Source organism: Nonomuraea sp. NPDC046570 (genome assembly GCF_040645915.1).
In the GTDB taxonomy this organism is placed as follows: Bacteria; Actinomycetota; Actinomycetes; order Streptosporangiales; family Streptosporangiaceae; genus Nonomuraea.
In genome coordinates this window covers 17,016-36,223 of record NZ_JBEYZF010000010.1, presented here as the reverse complement: position 1 = coordinate 36,223, position 19,208 = coordinate 17,016, and the positions used below count along the sequence as shown (strand labels likewise).

The 19,208-nt window shown below is 72.7% G+C and carries 18 protein-coding genes; all 18 read left to right on the top strand.

Going from position 1 to position 19,208, the window contains the following annotated elements; all coding sequences use genetic code 11:
• Positions 1-11: 11 nt before the first annotated feature.
• The 18 genes from ABZ911_RS17910 to ABZ911_RS17825 are packed head-to-tail and all read left to right on the top strand — an operon-like array spanning position 12 to position 19,188.
• Complete coding sequence (locus ABZ911_RS17910) at positions 12-2,126, top strand: ATP-binding protein (protein ID WP_358056872.1); 2,115 nt, start codon at positions 12-14, stop codon at positions 2,124-2,126.
• Between the two features lie 2 nt (positions 2,127-2,128).
• Positions 2,129-2,968, top strand: coding sequence for a Pvc16 family protein (locus ABZ911_RS17905; RefSeq protein ID WP_358056463.1), 840 nt, complete (start codon positions 2,129-2,131; stop codon positions 2,966-2,968).
• 14 nt (positions 2,969-2,982) lie between these two features.
• Entirely contained in the window at positions 2,983-4,137 is a 1,155-nt protein-coding gene (locus ABZ911_RS17900; protein ID WP_358056461.1) for a phage tail sheath subtilisin-like domain-containing protein, read from the top strand.
• Between the two features lie 15 nt (positions 4,138-4,152).
• Entirely contained in the window at positions 4,153-4,587 is a 435-nt protein-coding gene (locus tag ABZ911_RS17895) for a phage tail protein (protein WP_358056459.1), read from the top strand.
• 2 nt (positions 4,588-4,589) lie between these two features.
• Positions 4,590-4,952 carry a phage tail assembly protein gene (locus ABZ911_RS17890; RefSeq protein ID WP_358056457.1) on the top strand — a complete coding sequence of 121 codons (363 nt, stop codon included), beginning with the start codon at positions 4,590-4,592 and terminating at the stop codon, positions 4,950-4,952.
• The gene (locus ABZ911_RS17885; RefSeq protein ID WP_358056870.1) at positions 4,949-5,113 is read left to right on the top strand and encodes a DUF6760 family protein; all 165 of its coding nucleotides are present in this window, start codon (positions 4,949-4,951) and stop codon (positions 5,111-5,113) included. The genes ABZ911_RS17890 and ABZ911_RS17885 overlap by 4 nt, the downstream gene beginning before the upstream one ends.
• A complete protein-coding gene (locus ABZ911_RS17880) occupies positions 5,110-5,841 on the top strand; it encodes a hypothetical protein (RefSeq protein ID WP_358056455.1) in 732 nt (243 codons plus the stop codon). The genes ABZ911_RS17885 and ABZ911_RS17880 overlap by 4 nt, the downstream gene beginning before the upstream one ends.
• An 18-nt stretch (positions 5,842-5,859) precedes the next feature.
• Positions 5,860-6,525 (top strand): hypothetical protein, encoded by a 666-nt coding sequence (locus ABZ911_RS17875; RefSeq protein WP_358056453.1) that lies wholly within the window; start codon positions 5,860-5,862, stop codon positions 6,523-6,525.
• Complete coding sequence (locus ABZ911_RS17870) at positions 6,526-7,743, top strand: hypothetical protein (protein WP_358056451.1); 1,218 nt, start codon at positions 6,526-6,528, stop codon at positions 7,741-7,743. It abuts the gene before it with no gap.
• An 11-nt stretch (positions 7,744-7,754) separates the two neighbouring features.
• Complete coding sequence (locus tag ABZ911_RS17865; protein WP_358056449.1) at positions 7,755-8,417, top strand: phage baseplate assembly protein V; 663 nt, start codon at positions 7,755-7,757, stop codon at positions 8,415-8,417.
• Between the two features lie 22 nt (positions 8,418-8,439).
• The gene (locus ABZ911_RS17860; protein ID WP_358056447.1) at positions 8,440-8,721 is read left to right on the top strand and encodes a PAAR domain-containing protein; all 282 of its coding nucleotides are present in this window, start codon (positions 8,440-8,442) and stop codon (positions 8,719-8,721) included.
• A 4-nt stretch (positions 8,722-8,725) separates the two neighbouring features.
• Positions 8,726-9,139, top strand: a complete 414-nt coding sequence (locus ABZ911_RS17855; protein WP_358056445.1) for a GPW/gp25 family protein — start codon at positions 8,726-8,728, stop codon at positions 9,137-9,139.
• Complete coding sequence (locus tag ABZ911_RS17850; protein WP_358056443.1) at positions 9,136-12,273, top strand: putative baseplate assembly protein; 3,138 nt, start codon at positions 9,136-9,138, stop codon at positions 12,271-12,273. The genes ABZ911_RS17855 and ABZ911_RS17850 overlap by 4 nt, the downstream gene beginning before the upstream one ends.
• A 13-nt stretch (positions 12,274-12,286) precedes the next feature.
• A complete protein-coding gene (locus ABZ911_RS17845; protein ID WP_358056441.1) occupies positions 12,287-14,464 on the top strand; it encodes a putative baseplate assembly protein in 2,178 nt (725 codons plus the stop codon).
• On the top strand, positions 14,461-15,324 hold the full coding sequence (locus ABZ911_RS17840) for a hypothetical protein (protein ID WP_358056439.1): 864 nt from the start codon (positions 14,461-14,463) through the stop codon (positions 15,322-15,324). Before ABZ911_RS17845 ends, ABZ911_RS17840 begins: the two co-directional genes overlap by 4 nt.
• Positions 15,321-16,307, top strand: coding sequence for a hypothetical protein (locus ABZ911_RS17835; RefSeq protein WP_358056437.1), 987 nt, complete (start codon positions 15,321-15,323; stop codon positions 16,305-16,307). The genes ABZ911_RS17840 and ABZ911_RS17835 overlap by 4 nt, the downstream gene beginning before the upstream one ends.
• Positions 16,304-18,370, top strand: coding sequence for a phage tail protein (locus ABZ911_RS17830; RefSeq protein ID WP_358056435.1), 2,067 nt, complete (start codon positions 16,304-16,306; stop codon positions 18,368-18,370). Before ABZ911_RS17835 ends, ABZ911_RS17830 begins: the two co-directional genes overlap by 4 nt.
• 11 nt (positions 18,371-18,381) lie before the next feature.
• The gene (locus tag ABZ911_RS17825; RefSeq protein ID WP_358056433.1) at positions 18,382-19,188 is read left to right on the top strand and encodes a hypothetical protein; all 807 of its coding nucleotides are present in this window, start codon (positions 18,382-18,384) and stop codon (positions 19,186-19,188) included.
• Positions 19,189-19,208 lie beyond the last annotated feature (20 nt).

The window sequence follows — 19,208 nt, the reverse complement described above, 5'->3', positions numbered from 1 at the left end:
GGGGGGAGCCGTTGACGAACGGACCGGTCGCCCTCCACGGATTCGGGCTGCTGCCCGCGCTGCGCCGCCTCGACGCCCTCCTCACCCACGCCCTGGAACTCGCCGCCGACGTGTACGGGCCGGGCGCGGCCGACGACCCCTACCGCGGCCTGGTGATCGGCGCGGACGAGGTCACCCGCCTGGTACGGCGACAGCCGGGCGAACCGTTGTTCCCCCCGGACGACCCGCCCCCCGACCTCGACCACGGGGCCGTGCTGAACCGGCTCACCCAAGCCTTCGACCTCACCCCCTTCGACTTGGACCTGCTGGTCGTTGCCACGGCCCCGGAGCTCGACCTGCGCTACGAGCGGCTCTACGCCTACCTCCAGGACGACGTGACGAAGCGGCGGCCCACCGTCGACCTCGCGCTCAACCTGCTGTGCGCCTCCGCGGCCGAACGCATCGAGGCCCGGCGGCGGGTCGCGGCCGATGCGCCGCTGGTCCGGCACGGCCTCCTGCACCTGATCGCCGACCCGGCCCAGCCGTACCAGCCGCTGCTCGGGCGGGTGATGCGGGTGGACGAGCAGATCCTGCACCTGCTGATCGGCCAGCCGACCCTGGACTCGCGGATCACCCCGTGCGCGCGGCTCGCCCGGCCGCGGGGCGGCCTCGCGAGCGTACCGCTGGAAGCGGTCACGCGACAGGCCCTGCCGCCGCGGGACGCCGGGCCCGGATCGCCTCCGCTCCGCCTGTACTTCGCCGGTCCGCCGGACGCCGGGCAGCGGGGCGCGGCCGAGGCGCTGGCGGCGGAGCGCGGGCTGGCGCTGCTGACCGTCGACCTGGAGCTCGCTGCCGGGGCGCCGACACCGCTGGACGAGGTGCTCAGGGTCGCCTTCCGCGAGGCGTGGATCCAGGACTGCGCCATCTTCGTGACCGGCGTCGACGCGATCCGGGGCGAGCGCGCCTACGAGCGCCTGCTGCACGAGGTCTCGGGCGCCGGCCCGCCGACCATGCTGGCCGGGCGGCAGCCGTGGGCCGGCGACGGGCGCGAGGGCGGGCCGCTGGGCGTCGTCGTGGTGCCCTTCCCCGCGCCGTCGGCCGAGACCCGGGGCCACTGGTGGCGGCGGGAACTGGCGGCGGCCGGCATCGGCGTGGACGATCACCTCGTCGAGAACCTGGCCACCCGGTACCGGCTCACCGCCACCCGCATCGCCGAGGCGGTCGCGACCGTCCCCCGCCGCGCGCCGCAGCCCGCGGAGCTGTTCGCGGCGGCCCGCGCCCAGTCCGGTCACGAGCTGGCGGCCCTGGCCCGCAAGAGCGAACCGGTCCACTCGTGGGACTCCCTGATCCTGCCCGAGGACACCCTCGCCCAGTTGCGCGAGCTGCGCGACCGGGTGGCGCAGCGGCGGCGGGTCCTCGGCGAGTGGGGCTTCGGCCGGGCGCTCGCGCTGGGCCGGGGGATCTGCGCGCTGTTCGTGGGCTCGTCGGGCACGGGCAAGACGATGGCGGCGGGCGTGGTCGCCGCCGAGATCGGGCTCGACCTCTACCAGATCGATCTCGCGACCGTGGTGAGCAAGTACATCGGCGAGACCGAGAAGAACCTGGAGCGGGTCTTCACGGCGGCGGAGAGCGCCAACGCCGTCCTGTTCTTCGACGAGGCGGACGCCATCTTCGGCAAGCGCTCGGAGGTACGCGACGCGCACGACCGGTACGCCAACCTGGAGATCGCCTACCTCCTGCAGCGGATGGAGCAGTACGACGGCATCGCGATCCTCGCGACGAACCTGAGGGAGAACCTCGACGACGCCTTCCTGCGGCGGCTGCACTTCGTCGTGGAGTTCCCGATGCCGACCGAGTCGTACCGGGAGCGGATGTGGCGCGGCTTCCTGCCGCCCGAGGCGCCCGTCGAGGAGGACATCGACCACGCCTTCCTGGCCCGGCAGTTCCGGCTGTCCGGCGGCAACATCAAGAACATCGTGCTGGCCTCTGCCTACCTTGCCTGCGCCGACGGCGGCCGGATCGGCATGACCCACCTCGTCCGCGCGGCCTGGCGCGAGCACCAGAAGATCGGCCGGGTGCTGTCGGCGGGCGACATCGGCGAATACGCCGGCCACCTGGCCGGATGGGCCGGAGAGGACCGGAGGTAGCCGTGTTCCAGGACCTGGACCTGACCATCCGCGCCCTGCTCGACGACCCCGCCGTCCCGCCGTCCCTGACCGGCGTGGACATCACCTTCAAACCCCCGGACAAGGGTTTCGCCTTCGTCCAGCCGACCCTCGACCTCTTCCTGTACGGCGTGCACGAGAACCGCCTGCTGCGCGACCCGGTCCCCATCGTGGAACGGGTCGGCGGGGTCTTCGTCCGCCGCACGCCACCCCTCCGGGTCGACTGCGACTACCTGGTCACGGCCTGGTCGAAGAAGCCGGACGCGCTCGGTGTCGAGGAGGAACACCGGCTCCTCGGCCTGGCGCTGGCCAAACTCAGCCGCTTCCCCCTGGTCCCGCCGGGCCACCTGCGCAACTCTCTGACCGGCCAGCCCTTCCCGGTCCAGGTGTGGGTGGCCCAGACGGATGACAGCAGGAGCCTCGGGGAGTTCTGGAGCGCGCTCGGCGTGCCGCCGAGGCCGTCCTTCCACCTGATGGTCACGATCGCGATCGACCCGCAGGACGCCGTGCCCGAGGGCCCTCCGGTGCTGACCAAGCAGGTCACCCTGGACGACGACCTCGACCCGGCGACCGCGGGCGCGGCCCGGTTCGCGATCGGCGGGACCGTGCGGGCGGCGGGGACCGGCCTGCCCGTCGAGGGCGCGGACGTCACGCTCGACGCGACCTTCGCGGCCACGACCGACGGCGCGGGACGCTTCGTGTTCTCCCGCGTCGGCGCCGGAGACCACGCGCTGCGCGCCACCGCCCCCGGCTTCACGGCGTCCGGCAGAACCGTCACCGTCCCCTCCGCCGGTGATCCGTACGACATCGAACTGGCCCCCTGAGACAAGGAGTTCCGATGCCCAGCTACCAGACGCCCGGCGTCTACGTCGAGGAGGTCCCGCTCACTCCGTCGATCTCCGGTGTGGGCACCAGCACCGGCGGCTTCGTCGGAGTCTCCGACGGCGCCAAGATGCCGGTCGCGCCCGACGGGACGCCGTACCCGCTGGCGGCGGCCGGCGAGCCGGTCCAGGTGACCAGCTTCGAGCAGTTCAAGCGCCACTTCGGGGACTTCGACGCGGGAAACCAGGTGCTGGCCCACTCGGTGTATGGCTTCTTCAACAACGGCGGCTCGGTCTGCTGGGTGGCCCGGGTGGGCGACCTCGACGACCTCGCCCAGGTGAACGGCGTGCTGACGAAGTTCGCGGCGATCGACGAGATCGCGATCGTCGCCGCGCCCGGCGCGCTCGACGACGCCGTGCAGACGGCGCTGATCGACCACTGCGCTGACCTCAACCTGCAGGACCGGTTCGCCATCCTCGACGGGCAGCGGGTCACCACCGTCACGAAGGCCGCCATCATGGGCGGGCTGACCAGTACCAGCGACTACGCGGCGATCTACTTCCCGTACGTCAAGGTCAGGGACCCGGCGACCGGCAAGGACATCCTCATCCCGCCCAGCGGCCTGATGGCCGGGATCTACGCCCGCGTCGACACCCTGCGCGGCGTGCACAAGGCACCCGCCAACGAGGTGGTGCGCGGCGCGCTCGGGCTCGCCTACCAGACCTCCAAGGCCGAGCAGGGCGTGGTGAACCCCGACGGGATCAACGTCATCCGCACGCTCAACGGCGCGATCCGGGTGTGGGGCGCACGGACGCTCGGCGCCTCGGACAACGCCAGGATCCGCTACATCAACGTGCGCCGCCTGATGAACTTCCTGCGCGAGTCGATCGACGAGGGCACCCAGTTCGCCGTCTTCGAGCCCAACAGCGACCCCCTCTGGCAGCAGATCACCCGGAGTGTCACGGCGTTCCTGACCCGCGTCTGGCGTGACGGCGCCCTCTTCGGCACCCAGCCCGAGCAGGCCTTCTACGTGAAGTGCGACGCCTCGACCAACCCGCCGGAGATCCGCGAGGCCGGGCAGGTGATCATCGAAATCGGTGTCGCCCCGGTCACGCCGGCGGAGTTCGTCGTCTTCAGGATCGCCCAGTTCTCCCAGATCCCCACGAACTAACCCGAGGAGTCATCGATGGCGACAGGAGCGCGTGTCGATCCGTACCGCAACTTCAACTTCCTGCTGGAGATCGACGGGATCACCCAGGGCGGCTTCACCGACTGCTCGGGCTTCGGCGCCAGCACCGACCCGATCGAGTACCGGGAGGGCGGCGACAACACCACCAACCGCAAGCTGCCCGGCCCGACCAAGTACTCGAACATCACCCTGAAGTGGGGGCTGACCGATTCGCGCGAGCTGTACGACTGGTACCGCGACATCACTCGGGGCAAGGTCTCCAGGCGCAACGGCAGCATCATCCTCAACGACCTCACCGGCAAGGAGGTCATGCGCTGGAACTTCTTCGAGGCCTGGCCGGCCAAGTGGGACGGCCCCGACTTCAGCGCCAAGGGCACGGACGTCGCGATCGAGACTCTCGAACTCGCCCACGAACGCATCGAGAGGGCCTGAGCATGTTCCAGACGGAACGCGAGTTCACCCTCCCGCTCGGCTATGCCGACGACGACGGGACGCTGCACCGGCACGGAACCATGCGCCTGGCCACGGCGGCCGACGAGATCCACCCGCTCCGCGACCCCCGCGTGCGGCAGAACGAGGCGTACCTCATCGTCATCATCCTGTCGCGGGTGATCACGTCGCTGGGCACGGTCCCGCAGATCACCCCGAAGGTCATCGAAGGACTGTACGCCGCCGACCTGGCCTTCCTTCAGGAGCTCTACAACCAGGCCAACCAGCACGGCGCCGCCGCCGAGACCTCGTGCCCGCAGTGTGAGCACCGCTTCGCGTCGGCGGTGAACGGCTCGGGGGGGTTCTGAGCTACCCCCTCAAGGCGCTGTACGAGGAGGTAGCTTTCATCGCTTATCACTTCCACTGGCCCATCGAGTCGGTCATGAACCTGGAACATGCGGACCGCCGTCAGTGGGTCGCCGAGGTCTCCGCCATCAACCACCGGATCAACGAAGGGACGCCGACGTGAGGCAGAACCGCTGGCTGGCGTGGGCCCGCGAGCGCACTCGCGGCCGGGGGCGGCTGGAGCGCGCCCGCCGTACCCCGGATCTGGCGTTTCTCCGGATGTGGCGGCCCGCCGGGGCCGCGCGGCTCTCTCCCGCCCGCCCGCGCCTGACCGTCGAGGCCCAGCGACCCGCGAGCCTCGGCTCCGCCGTTCAGGTACGGCACGTGACCCACCGCCTCGGCTCCGTGACCTACCGCCTTGGGGCCGCCGCCCCAGGTGGCCTGCCTCCTGCCGTGGTCCATCCGCCACGGCATGGCCTGTCGCGCGTGGTCTTCGTGCGGGGGGCGGCGGCCGGAGGCGTGGTCCGAGGGCTGCCGGAGGGCCGGGCCGGTATGGGGTCCGGTGGTGTGGTGGGCCGGATGCTCGGTGAGCTGGTGGCCAGGGTGGCGCAGGGGTACCAGCGGGTCGAGCGGCCTGCCGGACGGCAGCCCATGCCTGGCATGGTGCACGCCGCGCCGTTCGCCGCATCCCCTTCCGGGGCACCCTTCGTGTCTGCTCCCGCCGCCGTCCAGGGGCGTTCGCCCGCCGGACCGTGGTCACGGCCGGGAGGAGGGCAGGAGCCCGCGACGGGCCCGGGGGCCGCGCAGGGCGGAGCCGTACCGGTGGATTTGGAACGGCTCGCGGACCAGATCGTCAACCGGCTCGACGATCGCCTGATCGCTCAGCGCGAGCGGTTGGGCCGGGCCTTCTGAATCTGGACGGGACACGCGATGGCGCTGACGAAACTGCAGGTGACCGTGGTCCACACGGGCGAGGTCGTGTTCCTGCCCTTCAATCCGGAGGAGTACACCCTCAACCAGGACAACGCCTTCGCCACGCAGGCGATCCCGGGCCTGTCGGGGCCGATCGTCCAGTTCGTCAACGGCAACACGCAGACCCTTGAGATGGAGCTGCTGTTCGACACCTGGGACACCGACAGCCTGCCCAAACGGGACGTCAGGGAGCTGACGGGGCAGGTGGTCCGGCTGCTGGACATCGACAAGGAGCTGCACGCGCCGCCGGTGCTGCGGGTGCAGTGGGGGAGCCTCGACTTCCACTGCGTCCTGGTGCGGGCGGGCCAGAAGTTCCAGATGTTCGCCGACGACGGCCGTCCCGTGCGGGCCCGCGTCTCGGTCACCTTCAACCGGGTGATCGACCCGGAGCGGGAGGCGAAGGAGGTCGGCCGCCAGACCGCCGACTTCTCGAAGTTCCATGCCGTGGTGGACGGGGAGACGCTGAGCGGGCTGTCCGCCCGCTACTACGACGATCCGCGGCTGTGGCGGCCGATCGCGCTCGCCAACGCGCTGGCCGACCCCCGCGCGCTCGCCGCCGGACTGGTGCTGCGCATCCCGGCCCTGCCCTTCAACGACCCGGAGACCGGCGAGGTGGTGCGCTGAATGGCCAGATTCCCCGCCTACGCCCCCGAGTACCGCATAGAGATCGACGGGGAGCCGATCCCGCCCGCGCTGCGCGGCTGCGTCAGCCGGATCAGCCACACCGACGGCATCCAGGGCGCCGACCGGGTGGAGATCTCCGTCGCCAACCCGGACCTGCGCTGGCTGGACCACCCGCTGCTGCAGGTCGACAACGGCTTCACACTGGCGCTCGGCTACGCCCCCGACCCACTGGAACGGGTCTTCGTCGGCGAGATCACCGGCATCAACGCGTCGTTCCCCAACGGCGGCATGCCCACGCTGACCATCGTCGCGCACGACTTCCTCCAGCGGCTCACCATCGGCACCAAGGACCGGGGGTTCATGCTGAACCTGCCGGCCATCGGGCACTTCCCGCTGCCGGACGCCCTGGTCACCTCGCTGGTGTCGGCCACCAACCTGCTGGTCCCGCTCAACGACCCGGTCGGCGCCGCGCTGTCGTTCCTCACCCTCGTCATGGCGTACGCGGTCAGCCCGCTGGAGGCGAAGAAGGGCGTGCGCCTGCAGCAGGCGGAGAGCGACTTCGACTTCCTCAGCCGGATCGCGAAGGACAACGGCTGGGAGATGTACATCGACCACACGCAGGAGCCGCAGGGCTCGGTCCTCCGCTTCCAGTTCCTCGTCCAGGACTACGCGCCGAGCGTCGGCCTCGCCTGGGGCCAGTCGCTGTCGGAGTTCACGCCCAGGCTGACCACCGTGGGGCAGGTCCTCGGCGTCTCCGCCCGCGTGTGGCTGCCGAGCATCAAGACTGAGGTGGTCGTGATCCTGAGCTGGGACTACGACCGGGCCGCCTTCGACCTGCGGATCTTCCCCGGGCTCGGCGCGCTGGAGGGCGTCGTCGGGCCCGCCGAGGCGCGCAAGCTGCTCACGGTCGAGGCCGTCGGCCCGGCGACGATGCCCAAGAAGCTGCTCAGCGAGCTGCTGCCGCGGCTGAACAACCGCCTGACCGGGAGCGGGAGCACGGTCGGCAACCTCGCCGTCAAAGCCGGGCGGGTGATCGACCTGCAGGGGCTGGGCGACCAGTTCAGCGGCCTGTACCGGATCACCTCCGCCACTCACACGATCGACGGCGGCGGATTCAAGACCTCGTTCGAGGCGCGTAAAGAGGTCTGGTTCGGCTCGATCCCCACGCCGAAGGGCGTGGGCGGGCTGGCCCGGGTCAACGGCCAGGGCATCGGGTGAAGGGGAGCGACATGTCGACGCTGTTCGAGCGGAGCGCCGCGCAGGAGGAGGCCGGGCCCCGGCGGGAGGTCAGGATCGCGGCGGGCACGGTCACCAACAACGTCGACCTGCTCATGGAGGGCAAGATCCTGGTCCGCCTGCCGGCCCTGGACCAGGAGGTGTGGGCGCGCCTCACGGCGATCGGGGCTGGCGACGGCGCGGGCTTCTTCTACGTGCCGCGAATGCACGACGAAGTGCTGGTGGCGCTGGCCGGGGACGACCCCACGGACGCCTTCGTGGTCGGCGGCCTGTGGAACGACCGCGACCGGGTGCCGGTCACCGATCCGTTGACCGCCCCGTCCACCCGCGTCATCCGCAGCGGGGTGGGGGCGGGCAGCGGTCACGAGATCGTGCTGGACGACCTCCTGCAGTCCGTCACGATCACGACGGCCACCAAGCAGAAGATCGTCATGGATCCCACCAAGATCGAGCTCACCAACCTGGCGGGGACGGTGCGGATCAGCCTGGACAACAAGGGACAGGCGGTGTCGATCACCGCGGCCGCCAGCATCGAGCTCAAGGCTCCCAAGATCTCGCTGGAGGGCGGCACGGTCGAGATCAACGGCGTGGCCGCGACCACGGTGAAGTCGGGCACGGTCTGCAACGTCACCGCCCCGCTCGTCAAGATCAACTGATTTCGCGAAGGGAGACGACGCCATGCCGCCAGCCGTACGCGTGCTCGACCCCACCGGACACCCTGGCACGGTCACCGGGCCCGGCGTGCCCACCGTGCTCATCGGCGGACTGCCCGCCGCCGTCATGGGCGACACGCACACCTGCGCCATGCCGCCACCGGCCGGGCCGCACCCGCCGAGCCCGATCGTCCTGGGCAGCCTCACGGTCCTGATCGGCGGGCGGGGCGCGGCGCGGGTCGGCGACCTGGCCGGGTGCGGCGCGCCGATCCTGTCCGGTCTGCCCACCGTCCAGATCGGCGGGTGAGTCGATGCCCCCCACCGACCCCCGGGCGTTCCTCGGCTCCGGCTGGAGCTTCCCCGTCTCGGTCCGCGCGGACGGGGCGGTCACCATGGCCGCGTACGAGGAGGATGTCCACCAGGCCATCCAGATCATCCTCGGCACCAGTCCCGGTGAGCGGGTGATGCGCCCCGACTTCGGCGCGGGCCTGGACGCCTTCGTCTTCGAGCCGGTCAACGCCACCACGATGACCCGGATCAGGACCCGGGTCCACGAGGCGCTGGTCGACTGGGAGGCGCGCATCGACGTCCTCGACGTCACCGTCACGGCCGACCCCGCCCTGCCCGGCCGCCTCGACATCGAGGTGCACTACCGCGTCCGGGCCACCAACTCGCTGCACAACCTCGTGTACCCGTTCTACCTGGACGAAGGGACATCGCGGTGACCGTACCCGGCCGTCCGGTCGTCGATCCGCGCGACGCGGCGGCCTTCGTCGCGGCGCTGCTCGCGCGCCGGCCCGGGTACGCGCCCGAGTGGCTGCCGGGCGAGCAGGGCCCCGACGTCGCCCTGTCCGAGGTGCTGGCCCGCTACCTCGCCGCGCTCACGACCCGGCTGAACCAGGCCCCGGACAAGCTCCAACTGGTGCTGCTCGACCTGCTGGGCGTCCGGGTGATCCCCGCCCAGGCCGCCCGCGCCCCGGTGGTCTTCACCCTCGCCCCGAACGCGGCCGACAGCCGCGTACCCGCCGGGACCAGGCTCGCCGCCAAGCCGTCGCAGCCGGACGACACCGCGGCGACGGCGCCGCCCGACCAGGTGGTGTTCGAGACCGAGCACGCGACGGGCCTGGCGTCGGCCGGGCTCGCCGAACTGCGCAGCCTGTGGCCCGGCCGCGACCAGTCGATCGACCACCTGCCCGCGCTGACGGCCGGGCGGCCCTTCCACCCTTGGCGCCTGTCCGAGCTGGAGGACATGCCGCACCACCTCTACCTGGCGCACCGCACCCTGCTCGCGCTCTCCGCCGAAAGCCATGTCACGGTGGAGTTCGAGCTCAGCCAGGGGGCCTCCGAACCGCTCGACTCCATCTGGGAGTACTGGGACGGCGTGATCTGGCGGCCGTTCGCGAACACCGTCGCGGCCTGCGACACGGCGTCCGCCGCCCAGCAGGACAGCACCGCGCGGTTCCGCCGGAACGGCACCGTCCACCTGCTCACCGGCTGCGCGGAGACCAAGCCCACCACGGTCGGCGGCGTCGAGAACTTCTGGGTGCGCGGCCGGCTGACCGAACCGCTGCTGCCGGACCCGGCCCAGCTCCTGCCGGAGGTCGAGCGGATCAGGCTGGCCACGGTCATCACCCGCGAGATCGGCCTGACCACCCCGGTCGGGGAGCCACCGGAGATCACCGGCGGATTCCCGCCCGAGCACGGGATCGCCGACGGTTCCCCCGCCGACCTGAGCGCGCCGTTCTACCCGTTCGGCCTGCAACCGCAGCCGGGTTCCGTCTTCTACTTCTCCTCCGCCGAAGTGTTCACCAAACCCGGCGCGGACCTGCGGATCTGCTACATCCGCACGCCGACCCCCCAGGACCAGACCACGGCCGACCGCGAGACCCCGCTGCCGCACCGGGTCGCCTGGGAGTACTGGAACGGCCGGGAATGGGCGCTCGTGCCCGGACCGGCGACATCCCCGACCAGCTACCCGGCCGACCTCGACCCACCCTCGACCACCCCGTCCGGCACCGTGCACCTCATCGTGCCCGGCGACATGGAACCGGCCACCGTGGCGGGCGTCGAAGCCCGCTGGATGCGGGTACGGCTGGTCAGCGGCGGCTTCGGCGTCACCCGCAAGGTCACCTGGAAGGAGTCGGCCGCCGAGAACGCGGAGACCAACAGCCTCACCTACGTGGTCAGCCGCCCGCCCGCGCTGTCATCGTTCAAGCTGGGCTACTCCTGGACATTCGGCCCGTTCTTCCCCGAGAGCGTGATGGCCTACAACGACTTCGTCCACACCGACAGGACGGAGGAGGCGATCTGGACCGGCCGGACGTTCCGGCCCTTCACCCCTCCGGCCGACACCACGCCCGCGCTCTACCTGGGGTTCGACAAGCCGCTGCCCGCCGACCGGCTCGGGTTCTTCTTCGACGTCGACGAGGACCCCGCCGACCTGCTCGGGCCCGCGCAGGTGTGGGAGTACTGGGACGGCGGCGCCTGGCGCGGCCTGCACGTCGACGACGAGACGCGCCGGCTGCGGCTGCCGGGACTGGTCAGCCTGATCGGCCCCGGCGACGGCAAGCCCCTGGCGCGGTTCGGCGTGCCCCGGTCCTGGCTGCGGGTACGCCTCAAGGAGGACGGCCCGCCCGGATCGCCCGCCATCCGCGGCCTGTTCCCCAACGCCACCTGGGCGGTCCAGCAGGAGACGATCGTCGACGACCCCGTCGGCGCCGGGACCGGGCTGCCCGGCCAGGTCCTCGCCGTACGCCGGGCGCCGGTGCTGCCGGGCGAGCACATCGAGATCCGCGAACTCGCCGGGCCGCGCGCCGACGTCGAATGGCGGGTCGTCGCCCTGGAGCTCTTCCCCGAAGGCCGCCGGGCGGTCCTGGAGATCGAGAAGCTGCTCGGCGGGGAAGGCGGCGCCGACGTCGAGTACGGCCCGCTGCGGCTGCGCCGCGACCGCGCCAAGCGGGTGACCGAGATCTGGGTACGGTGGACCGGCCACGACCAGTTGCTCGGCTCGGGCCCCGGCGACCGGCACTACACGCTCGAACGCTCCCGCGGACGCCTACGGTTCGGCGACGGCACGCACGGCAGGGTGCCGCCCGCCGGGTCGGCCGTCCTCGCCCGGCGCTACCAGAGCGGCGGCGGCGCCTTCGGCAACGTACCCGTGGACGCGATCACCCAGCTTCAGGGGGCGCTCGGCGGCGTCCAAGGCGTGACCAACCCCGTCGCGGCCGAAGGGGGCGCCGACGCCGAGACGCTGCGGGCCGTACGCGAGCGTGGTCCCGCGACGCTGCGGCACCGAGGCCGGGCGGTGGCCGCCACCGACCTGGCCACCCTCGCCCGCGAGGCGTCACCGGCGGTCGCCGTCGCGCACGCCTTCCCGGCCGGAGGCGGGCGCCGTCCGGGCCACGTCACCCTCGTCATCATCCCGGCCTCCGCCGACCCGCTCCCGTGGCCGTCGTACGGACTGCGCGAACACGTCCGGAGGTATGTCGAGGCGCGGGCGCCCGCCACCGTCGCCGCGCTGCGGCGGATCGACGTCACCGGCCCCTCCTACCGGCCGGTCGACGTCGACGCCGTGATCGTCCCCCGCGACCCCACCGAGGCGGGCGCGGTCGAGCGGCGCGCCAGGGCCGCGCTGGCCCGCCTGCTGCACCCGCTGCAGGGCGGGCCCGACGGCGGCGGCTGGCCGCCGGGCCGCGCGGTCCACCTGTCCGACGTCGCCGCGGTCCTCGACCGGGTGGACGGCGTGGACCACGTCGAACGGCTGGCCGTGTCGGTGGACGGGCGGATCGGCGGCGAGCGGGTCGACATCCCGCCGAACGGGACCGTGGTCGCGGGCGAACTGCGGCTGAGGCTGGCGTGAAGGAGGAGGCACCATGGTGACCGGGCTGCCACTGCCCAACCTGGACGACCGGCGCTGGCAGGACCTCGTCGACGAGGGCCGCGCCCTGATCCCCTTCTACGCGCCCGCGTGGACGGACCACAACGCGCACGATCCGGGCGTCACGCTGATGGAGCTGTTCGCCTGGGTCGCGGACCTGGACCTGTACATGGTGAACCAGGTGACCGACGCGCACCGGCGTCGGCTGCTGGCCCTCGCCGGGGTCACACCGCACCCGCCCCGGCCCGCCCGCACCATCCTGGACCTGCGCCTGCCCTCCGGGGCGCGGGCTTGTGCGCTGCCGCCGGGGCTGGAGTTCGAGGGCCTCGACCCGTTCGGGGCGGCGGTCCGGTTCCGCGCCCCACACGGGCTGACCGTCCAGCCGGGGCGACTCGCGGCCGTGCTCGGTGGTGGTGGGGGCAGGGGCGTGCTCGGTGGCCGGGACATGCCTGTGCTCAGTGGTGCGGATGTGCCCGTGAGCGACCTGACCGACGCCTGGCGGCGCGGTGAGCCGATGCATCCGTTCGGGCCGGATCCCCGGCTTGGATCCGCGCTGTACGTCGGCTTCGCCGTCCAGTCGCCGTGGCCACAGGACAGCACCCTCAGCCTCGGGTTCGCCGTAGCCGAACCTGGTCCCTTGAGTGGTGTGGATCGGTCGCGGCACCACTCGGTGCGGTTGGTTTGGGAGCTGTTGACCGGTCCGGGTATGTGGAGCCGGATGGTTGTGGAGGACGGTACCCGGGGGCTCACTCTTGACGGCCGGGTGGTCCTCACCCTTCCGGCGAAGGCCGCCGCCCGCGCGTTGCCAGGGAGCGAGGACGCCCTGGTGTGGCTGAGGGTCCGCCTGGCCGGGGGCGCCTACGACGCCGCGCCCGTGCTGCGCTGCCTGGCCGCGAACGCGGTGGAGGTGGTGCAGACGGTCCCCGCGGTCTCGACACTGCGGATCGCCCGAGAGGCGACGGTCACTGGAACCCCGCCGAGCCGGGGCGAATACGCCGCCCTCGACCTGGCGCTGGACGCGCATGGCGAGGTCGAGCGGCTGGGGTTCGCGCCACCCGCCGCTGACCGGCCCGCAATCCGGATCCTGGCCTACGATCCCAAGGCCCGTACGCTGACGATCGAGGCGGCAGCGGTCCAGCGAGGCACGGGCGGCCCCGCTCAACGCATCGAGATCCCCGGGGCTCCGGTAGTCGCGGACAGCCTCCGCCTGACCAGCCTGGAAGACGGAACCTGGCGCACCTGGACGTGGCGAGCCGACTTCGACGCCTCCACCCGCGCCGACGCACACGCCCTGGTGGACCCCACGGCAGGCGTGGTGACCCTCGGCGACGGCGAGCGCGGCCGAGTGGCCCCCACCGGCACGACCCTGCTCCTCACCGCAGACCTCACCCACGCCGAGAACGGCAACCTGCCCCCCGGCACCATCACCCGCCTAGCCGCCTCACCAGGCAACCACGCATCACTCCCCAACCAGCCTCAATCACCCACCCCACGGCTGGTCGTCACCAACGTCGTGGCCGCCGTCGGGGGTGCCGCGCAGGAGACGGTGGCCGAGGCCGCTGCGCGGGCCGCCGACGGGCAGGCGCAGTCCACGCGCGCCGTGACCCTCGACGACCATGTCGCGCTGGCGCTGGCGACCCCGGGGGTACGGCTGGCCCGAGCCGAGGCGCGGGCCAACCTCCACCCGGGCTTCCCCTGCCTGACCACGCCGGGCATCGTCACCGTCCTCGTCCTCCCACACCTCCCGGAGGGCCGTCCCGAACCGAGCCGAGGACTCCTCCAGGCCGTCGCCGCCCACCTGTGCAGGCGGCGGGTGCTCGGCACGAGGGTCGAGGTGGCCGGTCCCGTGTACGTAACCGTGACCGTCCGCGCCTCGGTCGTCCCCGCCCCCGGCGTTCGGCCCGCTGACCTGCCGGAGGCCATCCGACTCGCGCTCGACCGGTTCTTCGACCCCCTCACCGGCGGCCCGGACGGCACCGGCTGGCCGTTCGGCCGTGACGTGTACCGCGCCGAGGTGCTCGGCGTCCTCGACGGCGTTCCGGGCGTGTCCCATGTGGCGTCCCTGGAACTGGCGGCCGACGGCGGCCCGCCAAGCTGCGGCGACCTCTGCCTGGGCCCGATCAGCCTGGTGGCCTCCGGCCCACACGAGATCGAGGCGAGGAGAGCACCATGACCAAGCCACCGACCCCGACGGACCCGCAGTACCTGCGGCACGAGCCGCCGACGCCGATGGAGCCGCAGCGCCTGCGGCACGGGCCGGGTGAGCGGCTCGCGTTGGGGGACTTCGCCGATCAGGCGCGGTTGGACGACCAGGTCCGCTGGTGGCACAACCGGGCGCTGCACCACGCCTACGGTGTCGCCGCCGGGCTCGCCGTCACCGTCGCCGCCGGGTTCGCCGCCGTCGAGCCGGGACTCGCCTACGACTGTCACGGCCGCGAGCTGCCGCTACGCGAGGGCCGGCGGGTCGCCGTACCGGAGGGGGAGGAGACCTTCTATCTGGTGCTGGCCTGGGGCGGATGCGGCGAGGTCAAGTTGAGCTGGGTGCCGCGCTCGGCGTTCAGCGCGCGGCACGGGGTCGCACTGGCGACCGGGGACGCCGGTGGTGGGTTCAGGCCGCCGCGGGTCCGGCCGCTGGCGCGTCCGCTCATCGGGCACGGGGCGACCGTCACGGGCCAGACCTCGTGGCAGCCATGGATGGAACAGCTCGACGAGGAGTGGCGGGAGCTGGGCGTCCAGGTCGCGATCGACACCTCGGCGGCGGGGTTCACCGCCGTGCCGTGCTACTTCGCCCAGATCAGCGGGCCGTTGTGGACCTCCGCCGCGCCCCTGCTGCCGCTCACGCCGTTCGGGCACGTGGCCGAGGCCACCAAGGACGGGTTCAGTTACCGGTTGCTGATGCCGTGGGCGGCGTCCCAGGACCGGGCACAGGACGGGGCCGGGGTGCTGACACGCGCCGCCGGCCTGGCCGTCACCTGGATCGGCGTCCAGGAGTACGGCTCATTCTCCCTGCGACATGATCGGCGGCCGGCATGAGCTTCATCGACGCCTCACGCTCCATCGAGCGTCAGCGCTTCTTCGACGGGCAGCGCCTGCTCGCCTCGGACCTGCAGAGCATCGAGGCGTTCAACCGCGAGATGCGCTGGCTGCACAACCAGAGCCTGCACCAGCCGGGCATCGGCGCCGGGTTCACGGTGAGCGGCCGGAAGGGCGATCGCCAGGTCCTCGTCGGCGCCGGGTACGCGATCGACGACCTAGGCCACGAGATCGTCCTGACCAGCGGCCGCACGCTCCCGGTGCCGCCCGTCGCGGGCGACCTCGACGGCAGGCCCCAGCGGTATGTGCTCACCGTGCGGTACCCGCGTGACGAGGACCTGGAGGAGGTGGAGCTGCGCGAGGGCGCCTGCGACACCCGCGGCGCCGTACGGCTGCGCGAGGAGCCGATCTTCTGCTGGGTGGCGCTCAACCCGGACGGCAGCCCGGCCCAGGACCAGGCCGAGATCCTCAGCGGGCGCGCCCTCGTCCTCACCGAGATCGCGGTCCGCGAGTGCAAGCTGGACAAGGACCTCAGCCTCGCGCAGCGCCGCAACGCCCGGCCGCCGACGCAGCCGCACATCGCCTGCGGTGTCGCCGACCCGACCCACTGGGATGAGTGGGCCCCCTGGGGCGGCCGCGTGGAGGCCGCGCTGCGCGGCCTGTATGTGCTGGTCGGCGGTGTGCAGGCCAAAATACCCACCGGCTCGGGCGAGTTCCTGGCCACGCCCGCCTACTTCGCCCGGCTCGACGGCTCCCGCCTCTTCAAGATCCCCGACGGCGACGGGAGTCGCCAGGTGATCCTCGACGGCCTGCTCAGCGTGGTGGACCCGACCCCGGCAGGGTTCACCGCCCAGGTGCTGGTGCTGGCCTTCGCCACTCCGTCCGGCGGAAGCGACGAGATCCGCGACGGCGGAGCCGAGCCGCCCAATCTGCGCGAGCTGCTGGGGCAGTGGCAGGTCGGCTGGATGGGCGTCGAAGGATGAACGCCTACCTGTTCGCCAACCGGGACGACGCGTGGCCGGACTTCACCCGCCACGACGTCGAGATCGTGGACGGGCGGCTGGTCCTTGCCCGGCTGCCCGCGCCGGACGGCCCGCCACCGCCCGGCCTCGCCGCGCTCGCACCACCGGACGGCTGCGCGGGCGTGACCGTGGCCCCCGACGGCACGGTGTTCACCACCGCTCCCGGCGCCGTGCTGCGGACAGACGGATGTGACGGCACGGTGGAACCGCTGACCTGCTTCCCGGACCCCGGCCCGGCGGACCCGCGCGGCCTGCTGACCCACCCCCAGCGGCACGCCCTGCTCGTCGCCGACGCGGGCACGCATCAGGTGCTGCTCTTCGACCTGGCCACACTCCAGTTGCTCGATGTCTGGGGCCGGTTCGACACCCCCGTGGCGCTCGGCGGCGGCCCCGACGGCCGGGTGTACGTCGCGGACCGGCACCGGGTCCAGCAGTTCACCGCGGGCGGCCAGGCGGTGCCGGGCTTCTGGCGAACCCTGTCCGCCGAGGCGGCCGTGGCCGATCCGGTGGCCGTCGCCGTCGAAGGCGCACGCGTGCACATCCTCGACCGCGAACGCCGGACCGTGCTCGTCGCCGACGTCTCCGGCCACCTGCTCGACGAGCTCGCCGTACCGCTGGACGGGGATGTGCTGGGGCTCGCGGCGACCGAAGACGCGCTCTACGTCGGTGAGAACGCCGCCGAGGGCGGCCGGGTCGTCAGGCTCCGGCGCGACGGCTCGTTCGTGGGCGCCGCGCCGGGCTACCCCGGCCCGGTCGCGGCACTGGCCCTGGACCACAGCGCCGGGCTGCTGGTCCACCCCGGCGCAGACCAGCCGCCGGTACGGCTGGCGCTGCACGCCGCGTCAGTGCGGCGGGGCACGGCCTGGGGAGGCCCGTTCGGCGGTTTCACGGAAGCAGCCAAAACCTGGCACCGCCTGGCCGCGACGATGGCCGCACCGCCCCAGAGCGCGCACGTCCGGTTCTTCATCCACACCACCGATGACCCCGCCGCCACGCCCCCCGTCGACCCCGCCGGACCCGACCCCTTCCCCGCGCCCGCCTGGTCGCCCGGCCCCCCGGACCTGGGGGAGCACCTGATCGACCGGCCCCCGGCCCGCCTGGCCTGGATCGGCCTGCGCTTCGATGGGCAGGGCGCCGGCTCGCCCGCCGTCGAGCAGATCCGCCTGGAGTTCGACCACTCCGGCTACCTGGAGCACCTGCCCGCCATCTACCGGCCCGAGCCCGAGCAGACCGGATTCCTGCCCCGCTACCTGGCTCTCGTGGAGAGCCTCTTCGGCGAGGTCGAGGCCGAGGTGGCCGATCTCGGGCGGCTGCTGAGCCCGGCCGCCGCGCCCGGCCCGTTCCTCGCCGAGCTGGCCCGCTGGGTGGGGCTGGAGCTGTCGCCCACCTGGACCGAGGCGGAACTGCGGGACGCGGTCGCCCACGCCCTCACCGAAGCCGCCGACCGCGGCACCGCCGCGGGGCTCCGGGCCACGCTGCGGCGGGCGACCAGCATGGACGCCTTGGTCGAGGAGCCGATCGTGCAATCCGCATGGTGGGCGCTCGCTGCCGGGGAGACGAGCCCGGCGGCGGAGCGCGGGACGTCCGTGCTGGGCCTGACCACCGTGCTGGCCGCGGCCGAGCCGCAGGGGGCGATCCTCGGCTCGACGGCGGTCGTGGACGGCTCGCACCTCATCAGCGGGGACGAGTTCGGCGCGCCCCTGTTCGAGTCGGTGGCCCACCGGTTCTCCGTACGGGTGTACCGGGGGGCCGCGTTCTCGCCGGAGCGGCTGCGGGCCGTACGGGAGCTGGTCGACCGGGAGCGGCCCGTGCACACCATGGGCCGGGTCGGCGTGGTCGAGCCGAGGTTCGCGATCGGCCTGCAGGCGACGGTCGGCGTGGACGCCATCGTGGGCGGCGAGCCGCCCGCCACCCGCCTGGACGACGGCGCGGTGCTCGGCGAGGCGTTCGTTCTCGGCGGCGAACCGCCGGGGCGGGTCGGCGAGCGCGCCCGGATCGGCGTGACCACAGTGCTGGGATCGTGACAGGAGAAGCGATGCAAGGAACCAGAAGGACCCGCATGGAGTGGCGCGGCGGGCTGGCCACGCCACGCCGCAACCGGTTCTTCCACGGCAAGATGATGGACGTCTACCACTTCGAGCTGGAGACGGCGTACGGCATCGCCATGCGCCGCCTGCTGAACCGGATGGTCGTGGGCACGGGGGTGGTGTGCGGCCTCGACGTCGTCCAGGGCGACGACCCGTGCACGGTGATCGTCACCTCCGGTGTGGCGATCGACGGGTGGGGCCGCGAGATCATCGTCCCGGCTGACAGCGCCCCGGTGGCCATCCCCGCCGCGCTCATCGACAGGGTGTGTGCGGAGGAACCCGAGGCGGACACGTCGGCGGGACCCCGGCGTCGCCCCGACCACGAGGACGACCCGTGCGTCACGGTGACGCTCTGCTACCAGGAGTGCGACGGTGACCCGGTCGCGGTGCTCGCGGGGGACTGCTCCACCGCGACGCCGTGCGCACCCGGCGCGATCCGCGAGCAGTACTCCATCGGGTTCGAGCCGGGATGCGCCGACCCGGTGGAGGTGAGCTGCCGCTTCCCCGACGTCCTGCGGCACGGCGAGATCGACTACGGCGCGCTCGCCCGCTGGGTCACCCGCGAGTGCCCGGACCCGCCCCGCGACCCCTGCGTCCCGCTGGCCAACCTGCGGCTGCGCCGCGACGACGACGGTTGCGTCATCCAGGACGTCGACATCGAGATCCGTCCGGTCGTCTTCGGCAACGCCGTCCTCTTCGACATCCTCACCCGGATCGTCGAGGAGAGCCGCCCGGACAACGGCCGGCGGCGCTGACCATCGAACTCCGAGGAGGG